The sequence below is a fragment of the Capnocytophaga sp. oral taxon 878 genome (assembly GCF_002999135.1).
Taxonomy (GTDB): Bacteria; Bacteroidota; Bacteroidia; order Flavobacteriales; family Flavobacteriaceae; genus Capnocytophaga.
On record NZ_CP027229.1, the window covers coordinates 2123576 to 2142613 of the forward strand.

Annotated in this window: 21 protein-coding genes; 18 read left to right on the top strand and 3 right to left on the bottom strand. The window is 39.2% G+C overall.

Annotation, left to right across the window (positions count from 1 at the left end):
* Positions 1-7: 7 nt before the first annotated feature.
* The 18 genes from C4H12_RS09515 to C4H12_RS09600 all read left to right on the top strand — a co-directional run bounded on the left by C4H12_RS09515 (position 8) and on the right by C4H12_RS09600 (position 16035).
* A complete protein-coding gene (locus C4H12_RS09515; RefSeq protein ID WP_106099468.1) occupies positions 8-1348 on the top strand; it encodes a hypothetical protein in 1341 nt (446 codons plus the stop codon).
* Positions 1349-1417: 69 nt separating this feature from the next.
* Positions 1418-1972 (top strand): LPS export ABC transporter periplasmic protein LptC, encoded by a 555-nt coding sequence (gene lptC, locus C4H12_RS09520; protein ID WP_106098709.1) that lies wholly within the window; start codon positions 1418-1420, stop codon positions 1970-1972.
* 259 nt (positions 1973-2231) lie between these two features.
* A complete protein-coding gene (locus C4H12_RS09525) occupies positions 2232-2411 on the top strand; it encodes a hypothetical protein (protein ID WP_106098710.1) in 180 nt (59 codons plus the stop codon).
* Positions 2411-2629, top strand: a complete 219-nt coding sequence (locus C4H12_RS09530; RefSeq protein WP_106098711.1) for a uroporphyrinogen decarboxylase — start codon at positions 2411-2413, stop codon at positions 2627-2629. The genes C4H12_RS09525 and C4H12_RS09530 overlap by 1 nt, the downstream gene beginning before the upstream one ends.
* Positions 2630-2741: 112 nt before the next feature.
* Positions 2742-3032: a hypothetical protein gene (locus tag C4H12_RS09535; protein ID WP_106098712.1), complete on the top strand. Its 291-nt coding sequence runs from the start codon at positions 2742-2744 to the stop codon at positions 3030-3032.
* Between the two features lie 5 nt (positions 3033-3037).
* Positions 3038-3328, top strand: coding sequence for a cell division protein ZapA (locus C4H12_RS09540; protein ID WP_106098713.1), 291 nt, complete (start codon positions 3038-3040; stop codon positions 3326-3328).
* A 238-nt stretch (positions 3329-3566) separates the two neighbouring features.
* Complete coding sequence (rny, locus tag C4H12_RS09545) at positions 3567-5138, top strand: ribonuclease Y (protein WP_106098714.1); 1572 nt, start codon at positions 3567-3569, stop codon at positions 5136-5138.
* A gap of 5 nt (positions 5139-5143) precedes the next feature.
* Entirely contained in the window at positions 5144-5650 is a 507-nt protein-coding gene (locus tag C4H12_RS09550; protein ID WP_106098715.1) for a mechanosensitive ion channel family protein, read from the top strand.
* A gap of 26 nt (positions 5651-5676) precedes the next feature.
* Positions 5677-7047, top strand: a complete 1371-nt coding sequence (locus C4H12_RS09555; RefSeq protein WP_106098716.1) for a DASS family sodium-coupled anion symporter — start codon at positions 5677-5679, stop codon at positions 7045-7047.
* A 48-nt stretch (positions 7048-7095) separates the two neighbouring features.
* Positions 7096-8439, top strand: coding sequence for an alginate export family protein (locus C4H12_RS09560; RefSeq protein ID WP_106098717.1), 1344 nt, complete (start codon positions 7096-7098; stop codon positions 8437-8439).
* Positions 8440-8687: 248 nt separating this feature from the next.
* Positions 8688-9821, top strand: coding sequence for a serine hydrolase (locus C4H12_RS09565; RefSeq protein WP_106098718.1), 1134 nt, complete (start codon positions 8688-8690; stop codon positions 9819-9821).
* 322 nt (positions 9822-10143) lie between these two features.
* Positions 10144-10383: a FeoA family protein gene (locus tag C4H12_RS09570; protein ID WP_106098719.1), complete on the top strand. Its 240-nt coding sequence runs from the start codon at positions 10144-10146 to the stop codon at positions 10381-10383.
* Between the two features lie 48 nt (positions 10384-10431).
* The gene (gene feoB, locus C4H12_RS09575) at positions 10432-12432 is read left to right on the top strand and encodes a ferrous iron transport protein B (RefSeq protein WP_174688423.1); all 2001 of its coding nucleotides are present in this window, start codon (positions 10432-10434) and stop codon (positions 12430-12432) included.
* A 36-nt stretch (positions 12433-12468) separates the two neighbouring features.
* The gene (locus C4H12_RS09580) at positions 12469-13221 is read left to right on the top strand and encodes a patatin-like phospholipase family protein (protein ID WP_106098720.1); all 753 of its coding nucleotides are present in this window, start codon (positions 12469-12471) and stop codon (positions 13219-13221) included.
* 7 nt (positions 13222-13228) lie between these two features.
* Positions 13229-13828 (top strand): MotA/TolQ/ExbB proton channel family protein, encoded by a 600-nt coding sequence (locus tag C4H12_RS09585; RefSeq protein ID WP_106098721.1) that lies wholly within the window; start codon positions 13229-13231, stop codon positions 13826-13828.
* Positions 13825-14172 carry a DUF2149 domain-containing protein gene (locus C4H12_RS09590; protein ID WP_106098722.1) on the top strand — a complete coding sequence of 116 codons (348 nt, stop codon included), beginning with the start codon at positions 13825-13827 and terminating at the stop codon, positions 14170-14172. The genes C4H12_RS09585 and C4H12_RS09590 overlap by 4 nt, the downstream gene beginning before the upstream one ends.
* Positions 14173-14368: 196 nt before the next feature.
* Positions 14369-15451, top strand: coding sequence for a hypothetical protein (locus C4H12_RS09595; protein ID WP_106098723.1), 1083 nt, complete (start codon positions 14369-14371; stop codon positions 15449-15451).
* A complete protein-coding gene (locus C4H12_RS09600) occupies positions 15451-16035 on the top strand; it encodes a hypothetical protein (RefSeq protein WP_106098724.1) in 585 nt (194 codons plus the stop codon). The genes C4H12_RS09595 and C4H12_RS09600 overlap by 1 nt, the downstream gene beginning before the upstream one ends.
* 117 nt (positions 16036-16152) lie before the next feature.
* Here C4H12_RS09600 and C4H12_RS09605 read toward each other — a convergent pair whose 3' ends face one another.
* The 3 genes from C4H12_RS09605 to C4H12_RS09615 are packed head-to-tail and all read right to left on the bottom strand — an operon-like array spanning position 16153 to position 18950.
* Positions 16153-16848, bottom strand: a complete 696-nt coding sequence (locus C4H12_RS09605; protein ID WP_106098725.1) for a ZIP family metal transporter — start codon at positions 16846-16848, stop codon at positions 16153-16155.
* 58 nt (positions 16849-16906) lie between these two features.
* Complete coding sequence (locus tag C4H12_RS09610; protein ID WP_106098726.1) at positions 16907-18025, bottom strand: GNAT family N-acetyltransferase; 1119 nt, start codon at positions 18023-18025, stop codon at positions 16907-16909.
* The gene (locus tag C4H12_RS09615; RefSeq protein WP_106098727.1) at positions 18012-18950 is read right to left on the bottom strand and encodes a transporter; all 939 of its coding nucleotides are present in this window, start codon (positions 18948-18950) and stop codon (positions 18012-18014) included. The genes C4H12_RS09610 and C4H12_RS09615 overlap by 14 nt, the downstream gene beginning before the upstream one ends.
* Between the last annotated feature and the right edge of the window lie 88 nt (positions 18951-19038).

Below are 19038 nucleotides of genomic sequence, written 5' to 3' on the forward strand. Positions count from 1 at the left end.
TAAAAAGATGAAGAAAAGAATTTTATTAGCCACAGTAATTGCAGGATTTTTTATAGGTAGCGCTGGGGCACAAGACTGCAAAAGTAATGAAGATTTAAAACAAAAACTCTCAATATTCAGTGAGTATGCGAAAGCCCGTAACTACAATGAGGCATACCCTGTATGGAAAGAAGTATATACTGCATGCCCTACTTTGCACTTTGCTGTTTTTGCTTATGGAGAACGTATTCTTCAAGATAAAGTAAAGAATAGCACTGGGGGACAAAAGACTCAGTTTATTAAAGATTTAAACCAACTTTATACTGATTATAACAAAGCATTTCCTGCTAAATTATCGGCTACTGAGATGCGCATACGCCAAGCCTTACTATTATTTGACGAAAATGCTGGTAGCGAACAAGAAATTTATGACCTTTTGAATAAAGCTTTCACTGAGGATAGAGCTAACTTCAAGAATGAAAAAGCGTTGTACTTGTACTTCTCGGAATTAGTGTCTTTGCACGGAAAAGGACAAAAAGAACTACAAGAGGTATTTGATGCTTATGATAACGTATCGGAAAAGATACAAGATGAAAAGAATGAGCTATCGACTGTAATTAACCAGTATTTGGCTGCTGAGGAAGCTGGTACTATTAGCGAAAAAGACAAAAAGACTTTGGAGGCTACTCGTAAACGTGTGGATAACTACGAAACTATTGGTGAGAGTATAGATGCTAAATTAGGACAGCTTGCTGATTGCGAGAACTTAATTCCGCTTTACACTAAAAACTTTGAAGCTAATAAGAATAATGAAGAGTGGTTACGCCGTGCTGCAGGTAAAATGTCGGATAAGGACTGTACTAAAGATCCTTTGTTTGTGAAGATAGTTACTTCATTGCACAGTGTTGCTCCATCGGCTAACTCGGCTTACTACTTAGGGGTAATGAGCGACAAGAGTGGTAATACTAGCAAGGCTATCCAATACTACAACGAGGCTGTGAACTTGGAGACTGATAACTTTAAGAAATCAAAATTGTTGATTCGTATTGCTACAAAACACAGCAAAGGACAAGCTGTAGCTTACGCTCAAAAAGCTCTTACTTATAACCCTTCAAACTCTGACGCTTACCGTATTATGGCTCATGCTTACGCAAGCTCGGCTAATGAATGTGGTAGCACTTCATTTGAAAAACGTGCTGTGTACTGGCTTGCTGCTCAGGTAGCTCGTAAGGGAGGTTTGGAAAGTTTGGCTGCCCGCTATGATGCGCTAGCTCCTAGCAAGGTGGATGTGTTTGAATCTGGCATGGCTGGTAAATCACTTTCTTTGAAATGCTGGATAGGACAATCGATAACTGTACCTAGATTATAGACATTTTAAAAAAAAACTAAACTATATTTTTAGCCAAAGGGCGTTTATTCCCTTTGGCTTTTTTTTAATATGATGATCCGAAATATTATACTTTATTGCTGTATTGGGCTTGGGATGCTACTAGCTTCGTGTACTAATGATATGAAGAACTTGCAGGAGCTAAGCATACGGAAGAAATATCCGCAGGGGGAGGCTTTTGACTTTAAGTTGGTGTATACGGACTCGACAAAAGTAGTGGCGGTGCTGAGCAGTGTGCTGAACATGGATTTCACGAACCAACAGATGCCTTATTCGGAATTCCCAGAGGGGGTGAAATTGGAGTTTTACGATGCTAATAGGCATAAAAATACGGTGGAGGCTAAATATGGCATTATCTACCCTACTGCTGATATGGTGGAGCTGCGCGATAGTGTGGTGCTTACTACTTATGATGGGAAGCAACTGCGTAGCCCTCAGTTGTTTTGGGATCAGAAAGAGGATTGGATATTTACAGACCGTGAGTTTACTTTTACTGACCACCAGAAGGGTACTGTTACTAAGGGTATTGGGATGGATTTTGACAAGCAATTTTCGACCGTTAAAGCGCATAAAACTACGGGTGTTTTGGCTGTAGAAGAGAAATAGGCTTTACTATATAGAAAGCTGAGGGGTGGATGGCTGTGCTTGGTGAGAGCTATCGTTCGCGACATACTTAGCTGCGCCAGCTCGCTAACTATAGTTCGTTTATCCTTCGTTATTCGTTCGTTTATCCTTCGTTCGGTGTTATAGGGAGTAAGAGAAGAGATGGGGGGATGTGGGATGGTGATGGTAATTTAGGTGGGGATTTGGTAGATTGGAAAAAATAGTTTACCTTTGCGAGGTGAAACCTACACTTTGAACAGATATGAATGGACGTATATTTTTTGAGTATGCTTACTTGGCGATAGCTATTTATTGTGGCTATGAGGCTTATAGGCTTTGGAATATTCCGGAGGCTAAAGTGACTATGTTTATTATTTTTGGAGTTCTTGCATTGGGAATGTTTGGATTTCGGCGTTATTTACGTATTAAAAACAAACGATAATGGTTGATTTTGTAGGATATGCGGCATCTTTATTTGTGGTGCTGAGTTTTATTATTAAAGATAACTTGGTGTATATACGGCTTACTAACTTGGTGGGCTGTGTGCTTTTTGTAATATTTGGTTATTGTATTAATAGCATTCCGGTAATTTTGCCTAATGCTTTTTTGATAATTGTGCAGCTGGTGTATCTTTATAAAGCGCACAAAGGGAATGGGTAAATCATTGATAATAAAACAGTTGTGAAACTGTATTACAATTATTTGCCGAAAAAATTGTTTTTTTGCAAAATAGGTTTTATTTTTGCACCGAATATTATAGTGTTCGCTATTGATGAGTAGTATAAGCCAATTAGTAGATTTGGTAGAGGAAAAAGTGTTATTATTAAGAAGCGAAAAAGTACATTTAGAAGCTGAAAATGAAACACTAAGGCGAAATATAGCCAAGCTGCATACTGAAAAGGAAGCAGCTGAAAACTCATTACAAGAACTTAAAAAGCAAAATGACGCTTTGAAAGTAGCGAACCGGATATTAGGCAGTAAAGAACATACAACAGAAACTAAGCTAAAAATAAACGCACTTATCAAAGAGATTGATGCGTGTATATTGCAACTATTGAAATAAGACTGATGAGAAAAGACCTCTTGAAAATAAAGCTAATGGTAGCGGATAGGCTTTATCCTCTATCGACAGAGCCTGCACAAGAGGAAAGTTTTAGAATGGCTGCAAAGAAAATAAATGAGATGATTCAGAGCTTTGAACAGAATTACGACCTGCGAGATAAACAAGATGCACTTGCTATGTGTGCTATTGTATTGGCAAGACAAGCTGCACAGGAGAAGCTGGACGAAACTAATGAGGATAAAGCTGTGAAACAAAAGTTAGAAAACATTTACAACCTTTTGAACGATGCTGTTTAAAAGATAACAAGTTCTTATACATAGGAATAACTTACTGCCTATATTGATTGACTTTTCGGTAAACTCAACATTAACATTAAAAAAAAGGGTGAGTTGGAGTGGCTAAAGCGCGCCGTCATTGTTACGGATACTTGCCCCACCCAGTATCCCTAAACCTGTTTCATAGAGTTTTACGTGAAACAACCTAATCAATATAGGCTTTTTTTATATATCAAATTTTTATTATTATCACAACAAGATGAGTAGTACAAGTATTATAGTAATCATTGCCGTTTTTATCATTGCCCTTGTAATAGGGTTTGCCATCGCTAAAGTGCTGGAGAAAAAGAATGCTTCTAAAATTATTCTTAATGCACAAAACGAGGCTGATTTGATGCTTAAAAACGCTAAAAATGAAGCTGAAAACATCAAGAAAGAAAAAATCTACCAAGCTAAAGAGAAGTTTTTAGAACTAAAAGCTGAACACGAAAAGACTATTACAGCCAAAGATAAAAAAATGGCTGAAGCGGAAAAACGCATACGCGATAAAGAATCGCAAGTATCAAACGAGTTGGCTCAAAACAAGCGTTTGAAAGATGAATTAGAAACTAAGACTCAGGAGGCAGAATACCGCCTACAGACCCTTGATAAAAAACAAGAAGAAATAGATAAACTGCACAAAAGCCAAGTATTACAATTAGAGGTAATTTCGGGCTTATCGGCTGAGGAAGCTAAAAAACAACTTACTGACTCATTACGCAGTGAAGCCCAAGCTGATGCTATGGCTTATATACAAACTACTATTGAAGAGGCTAAACTAACTGCACACCAAGAAGCTCGGAAGATTATTATCAATACTATACAACGTATAGGAACTGAAGAGGCTGTAGATAACTGTGTATCGGTATTTAACTTAGAGTCTGACGAAGTAAAAGGACGTATTATTGGTAGAGAAGGGCGAAATATACGCGCTTTAGAAGCGGCTACTGGAGTAGAGATTATAGTGGATGATACTCCTGAGGCTATTATACTTTCATGCTTTGACTCGGTACGCCGTGAAATAGCACGCTTATCACTACATAAATTAGTTACTGATGGACGTATTCACCCGGCTCGTATTGAAGAGGTAGTAGAGAAAACCACTAAACAAATAGAAGAAGAAATAGTTGAAATAGGGAAACGTACTGTTATTGACCTTGGTATTCACGGATTGCACCCTGAATTGGTGAAATGTGTAGGGCGTATGAAGTATCGTTCATCATACGGACAGAACCTTTTGCAACACTCACGTGAGGTGGCTAAACTATGTGGTATAATGGCTGCTGAATTGGGCTTAAACCCTAAACTGGCAAAACGTGCTGGCTTATTACACGACATAGGTAAAGTGCCACAAGTAGAGAGTGAAACTCCTCACGCTATATTGGGTATGGAGTGGGCAGAGAAATACGGTGAAAAACCTGAGGTATGCAATGCTATTGGGGCTCACCATGATGAGATTGAGATGACCTCATTACTATCGCCGATTGTACAAGTATGTGATGCTATTAGTGGAGCACGCCCAGGAGCACGCCGCCAAGTATTAGACTCATACATACAACGACTTAAAGACCTTGAAGATGCTGCCTTTACCTTCCAAGGAGTGAAGAAGGCTTACGCTATACAAGCAGGTAGAGAGTTACGCGTAATAGTAGAAAGCGAAAAAGTAACTGATGATAAAGCTGCTGAACTATCATTTAACCTATCACAGAAAATACAAACAGATATGACCTACCCAGGACAGGTGAAAGTAACTGTGATTAGGGAAACAAGAGCAGTGAATATTGCGAAGTAAAAAGTATGGAGCTTTTTAAAGAATATATATACCAAATTATTGCTACTGCCATTGCTCTGGTAATATTTATAGTGTTGCGCTTTTTGGTAAATACAATTATTGAGAAATTTGGGCGTAAGGCTGACTTTGGAGAAAGCCGTACTAAGCTAGTAAAAAAGTATATAGATTATTTTATTTATGCTTTGGCGGTGCTTACCATTATCTCGATATGGGGTATTAAAACTGAACAGCTATTTCTTTTTGTGACCTCGGTACTTACGGTAATAGGAGTAGCCTTTTTTGCGCAATGGTCTATTTTAAGCAATATAACAGCTGGTATTATAGTATTCTTTTCATCGCCGTTTAGGATAGGAAATACGATAAGGATAATGGATAAGGAGTGTCCTATTGAAGCAAAAATTATTGATATTAAGTCGTTTTATACATTACTTAAAACAGCTGATGGTGAGGATATAACCCTGCCCAATAACTTATTGCTACAAAAAAGCATTACTATTGTTACTAACCACTAAAAAGTAACCCCTTAAAAATTATTGATATGCTGACCAAATTTATCCGAAAGCCTGCTATTATTGGAGCAGCTTTAGTGATTGCTGTTTTACTTTTTTTGTTCCTACCCTATAAAGTAGAAACTAATAAAGGGCTTGCTTTGCTTGCCTTTGTAGCTATCTTGTGGCTTACTGAAGCTATTCATATTACAATAACAGCGCTATGTGTGCCTGTGCTTGCTATCCTATTAGGCTTAGAAAGCACTAAAAGTGCCCTGCAAGCCTTTGCGAATCCTACTATTTTCCTCTTCTTTGGAGGTTTTGCTATTGCAACGGCACTGAGCGTTCAGAAGTTGGATAAGTATATTGCGCATAAGGTAATTGCCTTGGCGCGTGGTAACTTTTTGCTGGCTGTTTTCTTTCTCTTCTTAGTAACAGCACTGCTATCAATGGGGATTAGTAATACTGCTACTGCTGCAATGATTATCCCATTGGCTATAGGCTTACTTAAAAATATTGATTACGAAAATAACAAAGGTACTTATGCCTTTGTAATACTGGGTATTGCTTATAGTGCGAGTATTGGTGGTATGGGTACCTTGGTAGGTAGCCCCCCTAATGCGATTGTAGCTTCACAACTAGATATTACCTTCTCGGAATGGCTTAGGTATGGTATGCCTACTGTATTGGGCTTAATGCCTCTTATGATAGGAACTATGTATGTGGTTTTTAGGCCTAAGCTAAATATTAAAATTACTACTGAAACTGTAACTGAAAAACTAAACGGGAAACAGTATCTTACAATCCTTATTTTTCTTATTACAGCCCTTTGCTGGATATTTGGTGACACCTTAAATGAAACTATCTCTTCTGTTTTGCAGATTAATAAGATAGGTGATTTTGATGCTGTAGTAGCTATGATAGCTGCGATATTGGTATCGGTGTTTGGAGTTGCTGAATGGAAACAAATACAAGAAAATACAGACTGGGGTGTGCTTATGCTTTTTGGTGGGGGACTCTCATTGAGCGTTATTCTTACCCAATCGGGGGCGAGTAAGGCACTGGTGGACTCTGTTCAGTTTTTGTTAGTAGGGCAACATTACTTCTTAATAGGGCTTTTGGTAGCCACTTTTATCATTTTTCTTACAGAATTTACCTCTAACACTGCAAGCGCTGCCTTGATGGTGCCTATTTTCATTTCAGTAGCTAAAAATATAGATATGAACCCCTTGGGGCTATCATTGATTATAGGGTTGGGGGCATCGTGTGCATTTATGCTACCTGTGGCTACCCCTCCTAATGCTATTGCTTATGGTACAGGAAAGGTGACACAGCGGGATATGATAAAGGTAGGGTTTGTACTAAATATCCTTTCTATCATTTTTATTAGTATTATGGCATTTACCTTTTGGTTTGATTAAAGAATAAAATAGTAAACTATTAAAAACGAATTTATAAACACTATCTTTATGAAAGAAAAATTTTTCAAATTAGGAGCTTTATTAGCTTTGACAGCTATTGCTCCGTGCAGCTTACAAGCTCAGGAGGAAGGTAATAATACCTTTGATCTTTCGGCGCAAATACGCCCACGCTTTGAGTACCGCAATGGGGCTTACACCCCTCAGTTGGTAGGAGACTCACCAGCTATTTTGGTGAATAACCGTACACGTTTGAACTTTGAGTACAAGAATAGTGATATGCTAAAGGTGTACCTTTCAGTTCAGAATGTGAATGTATGGGGACAAGCAAAACAAATACAAGCAATTGACCCAACAGGAGGTATGTCGGTATTTGAAGCATACGCTTCTTTCCCTTTATCATCAGAGTTTACTGCTAAGATAGGGCGCCAAGTAATATCACTTGATGATGAGCGTATTTTTGGTGCATTGGATTGGCATCCTGCAGGTCGTGCTCACGATGCTGTGAATATTGATTGGAAACCATCGGATGAATGGACTATTCGCAGTTTCTTTGCTTACAACCAAGCAAATGCTAGTGGAAACCTTAACGTAAACGTACCTAAAGGACAAAACTTTATTACCACTATTACTTCTGGTGGACAAGATTACCAACATTTGGAAGCGTTTCACGCTCATTACTACATTAATGCTGATCACGGATTATCATTCTTGCTTGCTAACTTAGGCTTTAAAGAAAATTCGGCTAAGGCTAACAATATGCAAACTTTTGGAGCGCACTATGCTGGTAAAGCTGAAGATCTTAGCTTTGGTGGTACTGCTTATTTGCAAACTGGTAAAAACGCTGCTGGAGTGAGCAAGAGTGCTTTTATGCTTGCTGCTAATGTAGGTTACAAATTCTCACCTTCTTTCAGCTTAAAAGGAGGTATTGATTACTTAAGCGGTAAGGGTTCTAACGACACTTCGGCGAGTGATAAGGTATTTAATCCTTTTAGCGGTACTAACCACAAGTTCTACGGCTTTATGGATTATTACTATGTAGGAGCTCCAGGCTCTAATTATATTCCTGAAGCTGGCTTATTTAATCCGTATATTAATGCGACTGTACGCACTGGTGAGAAGAGTAACTTAGGGGCTACCTTACACTACTTTGCTCCTGCTGCTAAATTCCAAAATTACAGTAGCTTTGGCGGTGAGCTTGACTTGGTGTACAGCCTTAATGTACAGAAGTTTGTTGGCCTACAAGTGGGTTATTCTACTTACTTCTTAAGTGATGGTATTAAAGCTGTTAAAGCTGTTAGTCCTGCTACTCCTGCTACTCCTGCACGTGGTTACCAAGACTGGTTATGGTGCAGCTTGAATATCAATCCTCGTATATTCTCGGCTATTTTCTAAGAAAGAAGTTTAAAATCAGACACGAAAAAGGGCTGCCCTCATTATAGGGCAGCTTTTTTTGTGCTTTTTGTTTAGGATACTTGATACAGGCTTTGCCATTCTACTGTTATGGATGAGAGGAAGGCTGCTAAATGACACGGTACGGTTGCATTAAATACAGGGTGCAAGTGCTGTGTTTTTTTGTGTTTATGGGCTGTATTTGAATCTTTTTAGTATCTTTGTGCTTTACAGAGAAATATCAATAAGAAATGAAGAGATTTTTATTATTTTTGGCGTTATTTTTCGTTCTCTTGATTGGGGGACTTTACATCAGTGGTTATGGGTACTTGCTGAAGGCTGTGTGGGTGGTGTACGGCACGGGACATAAGACTACTTTCCTGTCGGATTACAGCTATTTTGACAATAGAGTGATAGGTAAAAGTAGGGAGGCACAGCCTTGGCCTTTGCACAAAGATTACAATAAAGTGGCTATGCCTGCGGCGTTGGATTCGGTGCAAAAACAATATGGTACGGTGGCTTTTTTGGTTATTAAAAACGATAGTATTTGGTATGAGCGGTATTTTGACAACTATACGGCTGAGAGCAAGAGCAATTCGTTTTCGATGGCAAAATCGTACGTATCGGCATTGCTTGGCAAGGCTATAGCGGACGGGTATATAAAGGGGCTTGAGCAGAAGGTAAGTGACTTTTTCCCGCAATACAAGGAAGGCTTGGGGGCGGAGCTTACGGTGGGAGATCTGTCATCGATGGCTTCGGGGTTGGACTGGCAGGAGGAGTATTACAATCCTTTTTCGGTTACTACGAGGGCGTATTTTGACACGAATTTCAGGGAACGTATTTTGGACTTGAAGATTACTTCGGAGCCAGGAAAGGCGTTTAAATACCTTAGTGGCAATACTTTTTTGCTGGGTATGGTTTTGGAGAAGGCTACGGGTAAAACCCTTAGTGCTTACCTTGGTGAGGCGCTATGGGAGCCGATGGGCTGTGAGGGTGATGCTTTGTGGCAGCTGGATAGTGAGGAGAGTGGCTTGGAGAAGGCTTATTGCTGTATAGCCTCGAATGCTCGTGATTTTGCGAGGCTGGGCAAGTTATATCTGCACAAGGGTAATTGGGAAGGGAAACAGCTGCTGGATAGTGCTTTTGTAGAGCAATCGGTAAAGGCGCGTTTTGAGCAGAGCCCTGAGTATGGTTATGGGTGGTGGCTGCTGGACTACAAGGGTACCCACTATTTTATGATGCGGGGGCATTTGGGGCAGTATGTGATTGTGAACCCTACTACGGGTGTGATTATAGTGCGCTTGGGGCATCATACGGCTGATACGGCGCCTGCTGGGAGTGTGTATCCGCAGGATATTTATGACTATATAGACTTGGTGAAGTAGGGGTTAGGAAGTACAAGCGTACCAGAGGGGGTGGTTTGGTTATTTTAGGGTAGGCAGACTTCATATAGTGAGGGGTGCTTGCTGGATAACTATCCTTCGTTTATAGTTCGTTTATCCTTCGTTATTCGTTCGTTCAGCTTAGGGTCTTCCTTGGGGAGTGATGGAGCAAGGATGATATGTGGGTGTGGGCGGGTTATGGAGAGAAGAGGGAATGGCTGTAGAATGGTAATAATAAGGAGTGAAAAAAAATAGTATTTGTTAATTGGTAATTGATAATAGTTTTGTACCTTTGCGCGCAAATTCATTCTAAATAAGAATAGCTATGGAAGAGAACTTTAAAATAAATAGCATTGCCCAACTGAAGAAAGGCGAGAAGGGTATTATACAATCGGTTGATATACAGAAAATACCGATGAAACTTATAGAATTGGGATGTGCTGTGGGCAATGAGGTAGAGGTGCTGCAAAAGGCTTCTTTTGGGGATCCTATTTATATCAGAATGAATGATGTGTACTTATCTATCAGGAAGGAAATGGCAAGACATATCCTGTTGGCTAATTAGAGGACTGGTAGAGAGCAATAGTGGATTAGTGAATTAATATTTGGCAATTTGAGACATTTAAAAGTAGCCCTTGTGGGCAATCCTAATACGGGTAAGACATCATTATTTAACGCACTAACGGGGCTGAACCAGAAGGTGGGGAACTACCCTGGTATTACTGTGGAAAAGAAGGTGGGGATGTGTAGGCTTACGGATACTTTGGAGGCTGAAATTATTGACCTTCCGGGTACTTATAGCTTGTATGCAAGTTCGGAAGATGAGCAAGTAACGGTAGATGTGCTTACGCATAACTTGGATCGTCATTATCCTGATGTGGTAGTGGTGGTGTGTGAGGCTTCTAATCTAAAACAGAACTTGCTGCTTTTTACCCAAGTGATAGATATAGCCCGCCCTACCCTATTGGTTATTAATATGGCCGACCAGATGGAGCGAAAGGGTATTACGGTGGATGTTGCTGCTTTGGAGGCACGATTGGGGTGCAAGATTATACTTACCAGCACGCGCAAGGGTACGGGATTGGATGCTTTAAAAGAGGCTATTGCGAATTATGAACAACTTCCTAAAGCCCGCTGCGTGGATATTTCACGCTTGGAGGGTATGGATTTTGGTAAAAGCGAGAGTGAACAGAGGCGCAAGCAACAGAAAGAGACTATTATAAGGTTTCAGTTTATAAAGGAAGTGCTGGAGGGAGCTTATGTGGTGGATAGGCAAAAGGCGCAAACACTAAGAGCGCAATTAGACCGCTTTTTGATTCATCCGGTTATGGGTTATGTAGTATTTTCGGCTATTTTACTGGTTATTTTTCAGGCAGTATTCAGCTGGTCGGAATATCCTATGGAATGGATAGAAAATGGTTTTGGTTATTTAGGGGAGTGGCTTAGTAACCAACTACCAGCAGGAGCTCTTACAGAATTATTGGTAGAGGGATTGATACCAGGTATTACGGGTATTATGGTATTTATACCACAGATAGCTGTGCTATTTACTCTTATTTCGGTTTTGGAAGAAAGTGGTTATATGAGTAGGGTGGTATTCTTGATGGATAATATAATGCGGCGGTTTGGACTAAGTGGGAAGAGTGTGGTTCCGCTTATATCGGGGGCGGCTTGTGCGGTGCCTGCAGTGATGATTGCGCGCAATATTGAGAGTCCTAAGGAACGACTTATTACGATACTTGTAACGCCTTTTATGACTTGTTCGGCACGCTTACCGGTGTATCTTATCATCATTAATTTGGTAATACCAGAGGGAGAGTTCTTATTTATAAGCTATAAGGCGTGGGCGTTTTTTGCGATGTACTTTTTAGGGGTAGCTGTGGCGTTGCTTTCGGCTTTTATCTTAGATAAATTGCTTAAAATGCGTAAGAATAACAGCTATTTTATAGCAGAAATACCTGATTACAAACTGCCTTTGCTGCGCAATGTGGGGGTGACTGTATATGAGAAAACTAAGGGCTTTGTGATGGGAGCGGGTAAGTTTATCTTGGCTATATCGGTAGTGTTGTGGTTTTTGGGTTCGCACGGGATGGGTGAACAGTACAACAGTGTAGAAGAAAGGGCTGAGCTATTAGCACAAGAGCAGCATTGGACAGAGAAAGAGACTGAACACTACATTCAATCGGAAAAGAAAGAATATTCATTTTTGGGGTATATAGGCAAGGGAATAGAGCCTGTATTTCGCCCATTGGGATATGACTGGAAGATAAGCATAGGGGTAGTAGCCTCATTTGCGGCGCGTGAGGTGTTTATAAGTACCTTATCGACCGTTTATAGCTTAGGAGAGGATGAATTGGACACTGAGATAGAAGGGGGAGATCGTACAATCTTGGCTAAGATGCGTACAGAGGTGCGTGCTGATGGTTCGCCTGTATATACATTAGGTACAGGGATTTCGTTATTACTATACTACGCTTTTGCGATGCAGTGCTTAAGTACGGTAGCTGTAGTGCGCAAAGAAACTAATAGCTGGAAATGGGCGGGCATACAGTTCTTATTTATGACAGGTGTTGCTTATGTTAGTGCTATGCTTGCTTTTTGGCTGATAGGATAGTAAAAAAGCAGAAGGGGGATTAAATAGATTAAAATTATGAAGAAAATAGGGTTGGTGTTTTCGGGAGGTGGTGTGCGAGCTTTGGCACACGCTGGATTACTAAAGGCTTTGGAAGAAAAGGGCTTACAACCCTCCATAATTTCGGGGACAAGTGGCGGAGCACTTATAGGAGGGCTATATGCTTGTGGAATTGCCCCAGAGGATATGATGCGCTTTTTTAAAGAAACGCCGGTATTTAAATGGTCGATGGTTACATTTAAAAAAGTAGGCTTGGTGGATAGTGCTAAATACACGAAGTTTTTTGCTAAAGAATTTAAATGTAAAACCTTTGAGGAATTACAGTTGCCTTTGGTGGTTACTGCTACAAACCTGCTGAATGGAAAAGTCCAGTACTTTAAGGAAGGAGAACTGATACAACCGCTAATAGCTTCATCGGCATTGCCTCCTTATTTTTCGCCAGTGAGAATAGGCGATAGTCTTTATTGTGATGGAGGGCTACTGAACAACTTCCCGACAGAGCCACTAAAAGGGCTGTGTGATGTGATTATTGGGAGCTTTGTAAATCCTTTGGAGACAATTACTGAAAAGGAGCTAAGCAACTCGTTCCAATTTATGCAGCGCATATACAACATTACTATGGATGGGAACTACCTTAGAAAGTTTAAGAAATGTGATGCGCTACTGTTACACAACCTAAGCAAAGTGGGTGTGCTGGAGACTAAAATGCTGGATTATGCCTTTGAATATGGCTATGAAATGGGAATGAAACAATTAACAATTAGTAATTAGAAATATTATGAATGAAATATCTAAAATTTTGTTTTTGGTATCGGATAGTTTATTGATACCTGATATTATTATCTTATTGGTGCTTTTTGTGCGCGCCTTATTGCTGGTGGGCAGTTTTTACAATCGTTTTATTACTAAATACAAAAATGATAAGCAGCTGAATGAGGCTATACGCACGCTAACCCCTGATGGTGGGGAAGCACTAAAAGGATTATTGCCTGAACAGGATAATTCACTTTATATACATTACCTGCGCGATATGTTGCAACATAAACCTGATGAAGCATATTATGACTATATGATTTCAAACTTTGAGAATGAAGGAGAGAAGGATATTGCAACCTCTAAACTACTGGCAAAGGTGGGACCTGTACTGGGGCTTATTGGTACACTGATAGCTATGAGTCCGGCGCTGATGGGGCTATCGACAGGAGATATATCAAAAATGGCGAACAATATGCAGGTGGTATTTGCAACTACAGTGGTAGGTTTGGTAATTAGCCTTGTAGGCCTTGTAACCTTACAGTTTAAACAACGCTGGTATGCCAAAGAAATAAATAACCTTGAATATGTGAGTAGAGTATTAACACAACCTGCAAAGCTATGAAGACGAACCGACGTGTAAGTAGAATAAAAGATGATGATGCTGACCCGCTAAGCGTGGTAGTAAACCTTTTTGATGTGGCAATGGTGTTTGCTGTTGCTTTAATGGTATCGATGGTGATGAACCTGAATATGGCTGATTTCTTTTCGGGGGAGGACTTTACAATAGTAAAGAAGAAGGGTGATGATATGGAAATTATCAGTAGAGAGGGGAAGACAATTACTAAGTATAAGACTGTAAAAGATAGCCCTACAGATGCTGCTAACACACAGAAAAAAGGGAAACGCCTTGGGGTGATGTATGAGACTGAGGACGGACAAACTATACTTCTGCAAGATAAGGAGTGATGTTTAGGTAAGAGGTAAGAGTATTAGTGATATTTTTAGGGAAAAATAAAGGATATTTGGTTGGGGTAATGTATAAAACTGACAATATATAAAACTAAACCATTGAATTACAATGGTATTTTAACTAAAACTTAACAATTTATTGGTGATAAAAATTGTATTTTTGCCGCAATTATTAATAGTAACAATTCAGTATATGAAAAGATTTTTATTTAGCCTTTTGGCAGCTGTTGCCCTTGTGGGGTGTGGTAGTAAAGAAGAAGACAAACCTATTGTGTATAGTGCTGAAGAAGCTAAAGCTTCAATAAGGGGTACTATGGATAGCTTTTATAATTGCTTAAAAAAAGCTAATGATGGGGGCTTTGCTAATGTGCTTTTTGAACTTATAAAAGACACAAAAAAGAGTGAAGGCTGGGGTGAATATATAGCTAATGTATTTTACAACCAGTATGAAACAAAAACTGCACATCAAGGATTTAACTACGAAGGGCTTAAGGGAACTTACACTTGGAATCCTAATAGTAAAGAATGGAATAAAGAAGTGAGTAGCAATAGTAGTAATATTACTTGGTTATTTCCTGCTACTGCCAGCAGTACTACCAATAATGGTAGGGCTGTGCTTAGTGGATATAGCGATGTTTCTCTTACTGTAAAAGGTGAAGAAGAAAGGTTTCCTACTAAAGGAAATGCCGTAGTTATTGTTGATAATGAAAAGGTAGCTGAGGTAAACCTTAATAACATTACTTACAAGCTAGAAAATGGATATGTTCGTCCGACAGCGGTAGATCTTAAAATCTACACTAATCCATTTACTACAATCTTAAAAGTAGATGTTGGAAGTGGAGATGAGTATGTGGCAGATTTTTCATTTAGCTCACCTGAGGGCTGTACTACAAGGGTTAAAGCAGTAATAAAACTTACTACAAGTGATTTAAACTCTGTAGCCTCAATAGAAGAAGCTATTGATAATATCCGTATAGTGGCTGTACAAAACGACTTACAAGTAGTAGCCCATGCAGATGTAAAAGCTATTCATAAATTGGGTAAAAAACTAAGCGAGCTTACCAATGAAGAAATTAATACATACGCTAAGGCTGAAGTATTTAAAAATGGAGCAAAAATAGCAGATGTGAAACACGAATTTGAGAGAAATAATGAAAGTGTGGTTTACTTTATTTTCTCGGATGGCTCAAAAGTGAAAGCTGAAGAGTACATTACAGACTTTGAAAAAAAGGTAACAGATATCTTCAAACGTTTTTTTAATAACTCTGAGGAGTAATGAAGAAGAAATTACTAATTATATTTACTTTTATAAATAGCATTGCTTTGGCACAACAAAGCAATGCTATTTCTGTTTGCACAGATAGTTTAAGTACTGCTAAGTATAAGCACCAGATAGGGATAGGACTTTCTAAATTTGTAAATGCTGCTTTCCCAAGTGATAGTAATGCTTTTTTGCTAGAATATAGGTATTTGAAAAATCCTACCCTTGTATATCGTGTAGGGGCTGACTATCGGATGGAGAATAGTAAGGACAGTTATTATGAGTTTGCCTTGAAGATTGGTTTAGATAAACAACTGAAAGACTACAAAAAATGGCAGTTTTATTACGGTGTAGACCTTTGGGGGCGTTATTTGTATTACGGCAACCGAGAACAATACTATACTAATATAGCTATTAATCCGTTTTTTGGGATATTGTATTATTTTAGCAAGAATTTTTCGGTATCGACAGAGCCTGGGTTTTTCTTAAAATATAATATTAGAAGAGATAGAAAGAGTTTTGACCCTGAGGCGCAAGCGCAATGGCTGGAAAGTAGGCTTGCTAAGATAGGTTTTATACAGCTGAATTTTCATTTTTAAAATATAAGGATTGCTTGAGAAAAGCAGTCCTTTTTTGTTGGGTTGGGTTTTGACCTTTATGCTGTACAGGTTTTAAAAGTTTAACTTGATGATTTATGCTTGGGGGTAAAGAACTGATTAAGTGAAATAGGCTACAGCAAAGCCTATACATACACTTAAGAACTTGAGAAGATTAAAACGGTGTCCTTCGGAATTTTCAAATAATATGACAGTAGAGATATGCAGGAATATGCCTATTACTATAGCAGAAAGCTCGGTGTGGTAGTTGATAAGACCAGGTACTGTACTGCTTAGAAAGGTACCAAAGGGGGTCATTAGGGAAAACAGAAGAAGGAAAAGGGCTGTTTTCCATTTGGCTATACCTGAATTGACAAAAAAAGTAGTAAGCACAATTGCCACAGGCAGCTTATGTACAAAAATACCATATACAAGATCGTGGTTATGGGCGTGTGATAGCGGGAACCCCTCTAAAATGGAGTGAATGCTTAGGCTTATAAACAATGAGAGCGGGAAGGCACTATGAGCATGAGGGTGAGGGTGCTGGGTATGACCGTGTTCGGCACCATGAGAAAAGAACTCTAAGACTATTTGGAGTAATACCCCTGCTATAACAAATATACCTATGTGCTTGAAATCATGGGTATGGCTGTGAGAGTGGTATACTTCGGGGATGAGTACAAATACAGTGAGAGCCAATAGATAAGCCCCACTGAATGAAAGCAGTAGTTTGGTATATTGGTGCTGTGCTGGCTTAAAAAAGGTTACAAAAGAGTAGCCTAAGAGTACAGCCAAAAAAGGAAGAAAATAATTCATTGTTAGAGAATTTCAAAAAAGGTAATTGGTTAAGGTAAGGAGCCCTTAGTGCGTGTTATTAAACTTCTTTTTTAAAGGTAGCACGGCGGGCAAAGATAACGGGATCAAAGCTTTTCCAAAGCTGCTGAATGGCTATGTTTTCTTCTAACTCGGGGGTGATAACACAATTGGTTACCCCATTGCGTTTAAATACATCATAATAATAATCAAACAGGAGGGCTGGAATACCTTTATTTTGATACTCGGGAGCTACGCCTATAAGGTAAAACTCTACTGTATTATGGTGTTTTTTGGCTTGTAGTAAGTGCCACCATCCAAAAGGTAATAGAGAGCCTTTTGCTTTCTGTAAGGCTTTAGAGAAAGAAGGCATTACTATGGCAAAGCATATTAGTTTGCCATTTTTATCTTCAATAAAACGTATGTATTCGGGATTAATGAAGGGAATGTATTTTTGCTTAAAATAATCACGCTGGCGATTGGTTATAGGTACATAGGACGCTAATTTGGAATAGGTATCATTGTAGAGATTGAACATATCATCAACGTGCTTAAGTACTTCCTTAGTAGTAGGCGTATCGATAAGGGTTACTCCATAACGCCTTTTGATAGCTTCGGCTGTTTTTTTAAAGAACTCGGGGTTGATACTTTTTATTAAAAAAGACATATCAATAAATCCTTTTTCTTTGGTAAAGCCTAACTGTTGTAAATGCTCATAGTAATAAGGATAGTGATACCAAGTCATCATATTAGAGATATGGTCATAGCCTTCGGTAAGCAAGCCTACTTTATCCATACTAGAGAAGCCCATAGGACCCTCAATATACTCTAACTGATGTAGGCGAGCTACCTCGGCAACCTTATCGAGCAGGGCTTTGGTAACCTGAATATCATCAATCATATCAAGCCAGCCAAAGCGTACTTTTTTAGCGCCTTGTGCGATATCGTGCTGGTTAATAATAGCTGCTACACGCCCTACTATTTGATTTTGGGCGTTATAAGCTAAAAAGAAGAAAGCCTGTGCGTTATCGAACACAGGATTTTTATCTTTATTAAATGAAGCTACCTCATCGGCAATGAGAGGTGGCACCCAATAAGGGTGGTTTTTGTATAATGATAGGGGAAACTTTACAAAACTGGTAAGTTCCTTTTGAGTGGATATTTCTTTAATCAAAAACATTCTTTTTCCTTTTCTTAGCTTTTTTCTTGTGGCTTATTTTAGTAGGTTCAACTTTTTCTTTGAGTTTCTTTTTAATGAAGCTATTGTGCTTATCAATGCGGTAAGATACCCCTATAAGCCCCATATAACGCTGGGGAGTATCATTCCAGCCAAAGCCCATATCGGCATTGAGTTGTAGGTTATGTGAGGCTATATAAGCTACCCCAAAGCGGGTAATTTGGTCATTATAACGATCACTAAAAATGCCTTGCTGTTCGGCAAAAATACTAAACCAGCCATTGTCAAGATTATGGGTGAGTGTGAATATATAACTATACTCGGAGCTGTCTTTTTTAAGGAAGCGGTCGGCAATAAGGTTGGCTACTACTACCACACGTGGGATAGGTTCTGCCTGAAAGATAGCGGCTACCTTAGGTGACAAGGTAGGTATCTGTTCATAATAATAACGGCTATTGGGCAAGAAATTCATCCCTGCATATATTGCTATAGAGGGTGTGAGGTTACGCCAACGGAAAGAGTTATTGGCTTTCCAGCTATAGATATTGGGCTGCTCATCTAAGAATTTGGGCTTAAAAAGCAAATATTTTGCCCCGATAGTATTATTGACAAAGCCTATATGTGTGGTGGTGGCATTGGGCAGGAAGGTTTTGTCATAGGCAAAAGTACCATTGAGCATTACCTCAAGCTGCTCTCTAAAAAAGCCATAGCGCACAGCGTAATTGACCCCTGTAAAATTCATAGAGGTACCCATTTGCTTATGGTTATTACGCTCATACCAGAGTCCGCCCTCAAACTGCAAGACACGAGCCCCTACAGCATACGCACTTTGTGAGTTGCCTGGTAGATTGGAATTGATAATTTCGGTATATTGTGCCGAAACGAGTATTGGCAAGAGTGCGAAGATTAGTGAGTATATTCTGTTCATTGCAAAAGTGTTTTTAGGCGACAAAGGTACAAAAAATTAGTGAATTAGCAAATGAGAGAATTAGCAAATTAGCAAATTTGGGAATTAG

Coding starts and splice junctions, on each gene's coding strand:
- C4H12_RS09560 (WP_106098717.1), top strand. CDS start 7,096: ATGAAAGAAAAATTTTTCAAATTAGGAGCTTTATTAGCTTTGACAGCT.
- C4H12_RS09585 (WP_106098721.1), top strand. CDS start 13,229: ATGAATGAAATATCTAAAATTTTGTTTTTGGTATCGGATAGTTTATTG.
- C4H12_RS09580 (WP_106098720.1), top strand. CDS start 12,469: ATGAAGAAAATAGGGTTGGTGTTTTCGGGAGGTGGTGTGCGAGCTTTG.
- rny (WP_106098714.1), top strand. CDS start 3,567: ATGAGTAGTACAAGTATTATAGTAATCATTGCCGTTTTTATCATTGCC.
- C4H12_RS09610 (WP_106098726.1), bottom strand. CDS start 18,025: ATGTTTTTGATTAAAGAAATATCCACTCAAAAGGAACTTACCAGTTTT.
- C4H12_RS09550 (WP_106098715.1), top strand. CDS start 5,144: ATGGAGCTTTTTAAAGAATATATATACCAAATTATTGCTACTGCCATT.
- C4H12_RS09540 (WP_106098713.1), top strand. CDS start 3,038: ATGAGAAAAGACCTCTTGAAAATAAAGCTAATGGTAGCGGATAGGCTT.
- C4H12_RS09615 (WP_106098727.1), bottom strand. CDS start 18,950: ATGAACAGAATATACTCACTAATCTTCGCACTCTTGCCAATACTCGTT.
- C4H12_RS09590 (WP_106098722.1), top strand. CDS start 13,825: ATGAAGACGAACCGACGTGTAAGTAGAATAAAAGATGATGATGCTGAC.
- C4H12_RS09565 (WP_106098718.1), top strand. CDS start 8,688: ATGAAGAGATTTTTATTATTTTTGGCGTTATTTTTCGTTCTCTTGATT.
- C4H12_RS09530 (WP_106098711.1), top strand. CDS start 2,411: ATGGTTGATTTTGTAGGATATGCGGCATCTTTATTTGTGGTGCTGAGT.
- C4H12_RS09605 (WP_106098725.1), bottom strand. CDS start 16,848: ATGAATTATTTTCTTCCTTTTTTGGCTGTACTCTTAGGCTACTCTTTT.
- C4H12_RS09555 (WP_106098716.1), top strand. CDS start 5,677: ATGCTGACCAAATTTATCCGAAAGCCTGCTATTATTGGAGCAGCTTTA.
- lptC (WP_106098709.1), top strand. CDS start 1,418: ATGATGATCCGAAATATTATACTTTATTGCTGTATTGGGCTTGGGATG.
- C4H12_RS09570 (WP_106098719.1), top strand. CDS start 10,144: ATGGAAGAGAACTTTAAAATAAATAGCATTGCCCAACTGAAGAAAGGC.
- C4H12_RS09515 (WP_106099468.1), top strand. CDS start 8: ATGAAGAAAAGAATTTTATTAGCCACAGTAATTGCAGGATTTTTTATA.
- C4H12_RS09525 (WP_106098710.1), top strand. CDS start 2,232: ATGAATGGACGTATATTTTTTGAGTATGCTTACTTGGCGATAGCTATT.
- C4H12_RS09535 (WP_106098712.1), top strand. CDS start 2,742: ATGAGTAGTATAAGCCAATTAGTAGATTTGGTAGAGGAAAAAGTGTTA.
- C4H12_RS09595 (WP_106098723.1), top strand. CDS start 14,369: ATGAAAAGATTTTTATTTAGCCTTTTGGCAGCTGTTGCCCTTGTGGGG.
- C4H12_RS09600 (WP_106098724.1), top strand. CDS start 15,451: ATGAAGAAGAAATTACTAATTATATTTACTTTTATAAATAGCATTGCT.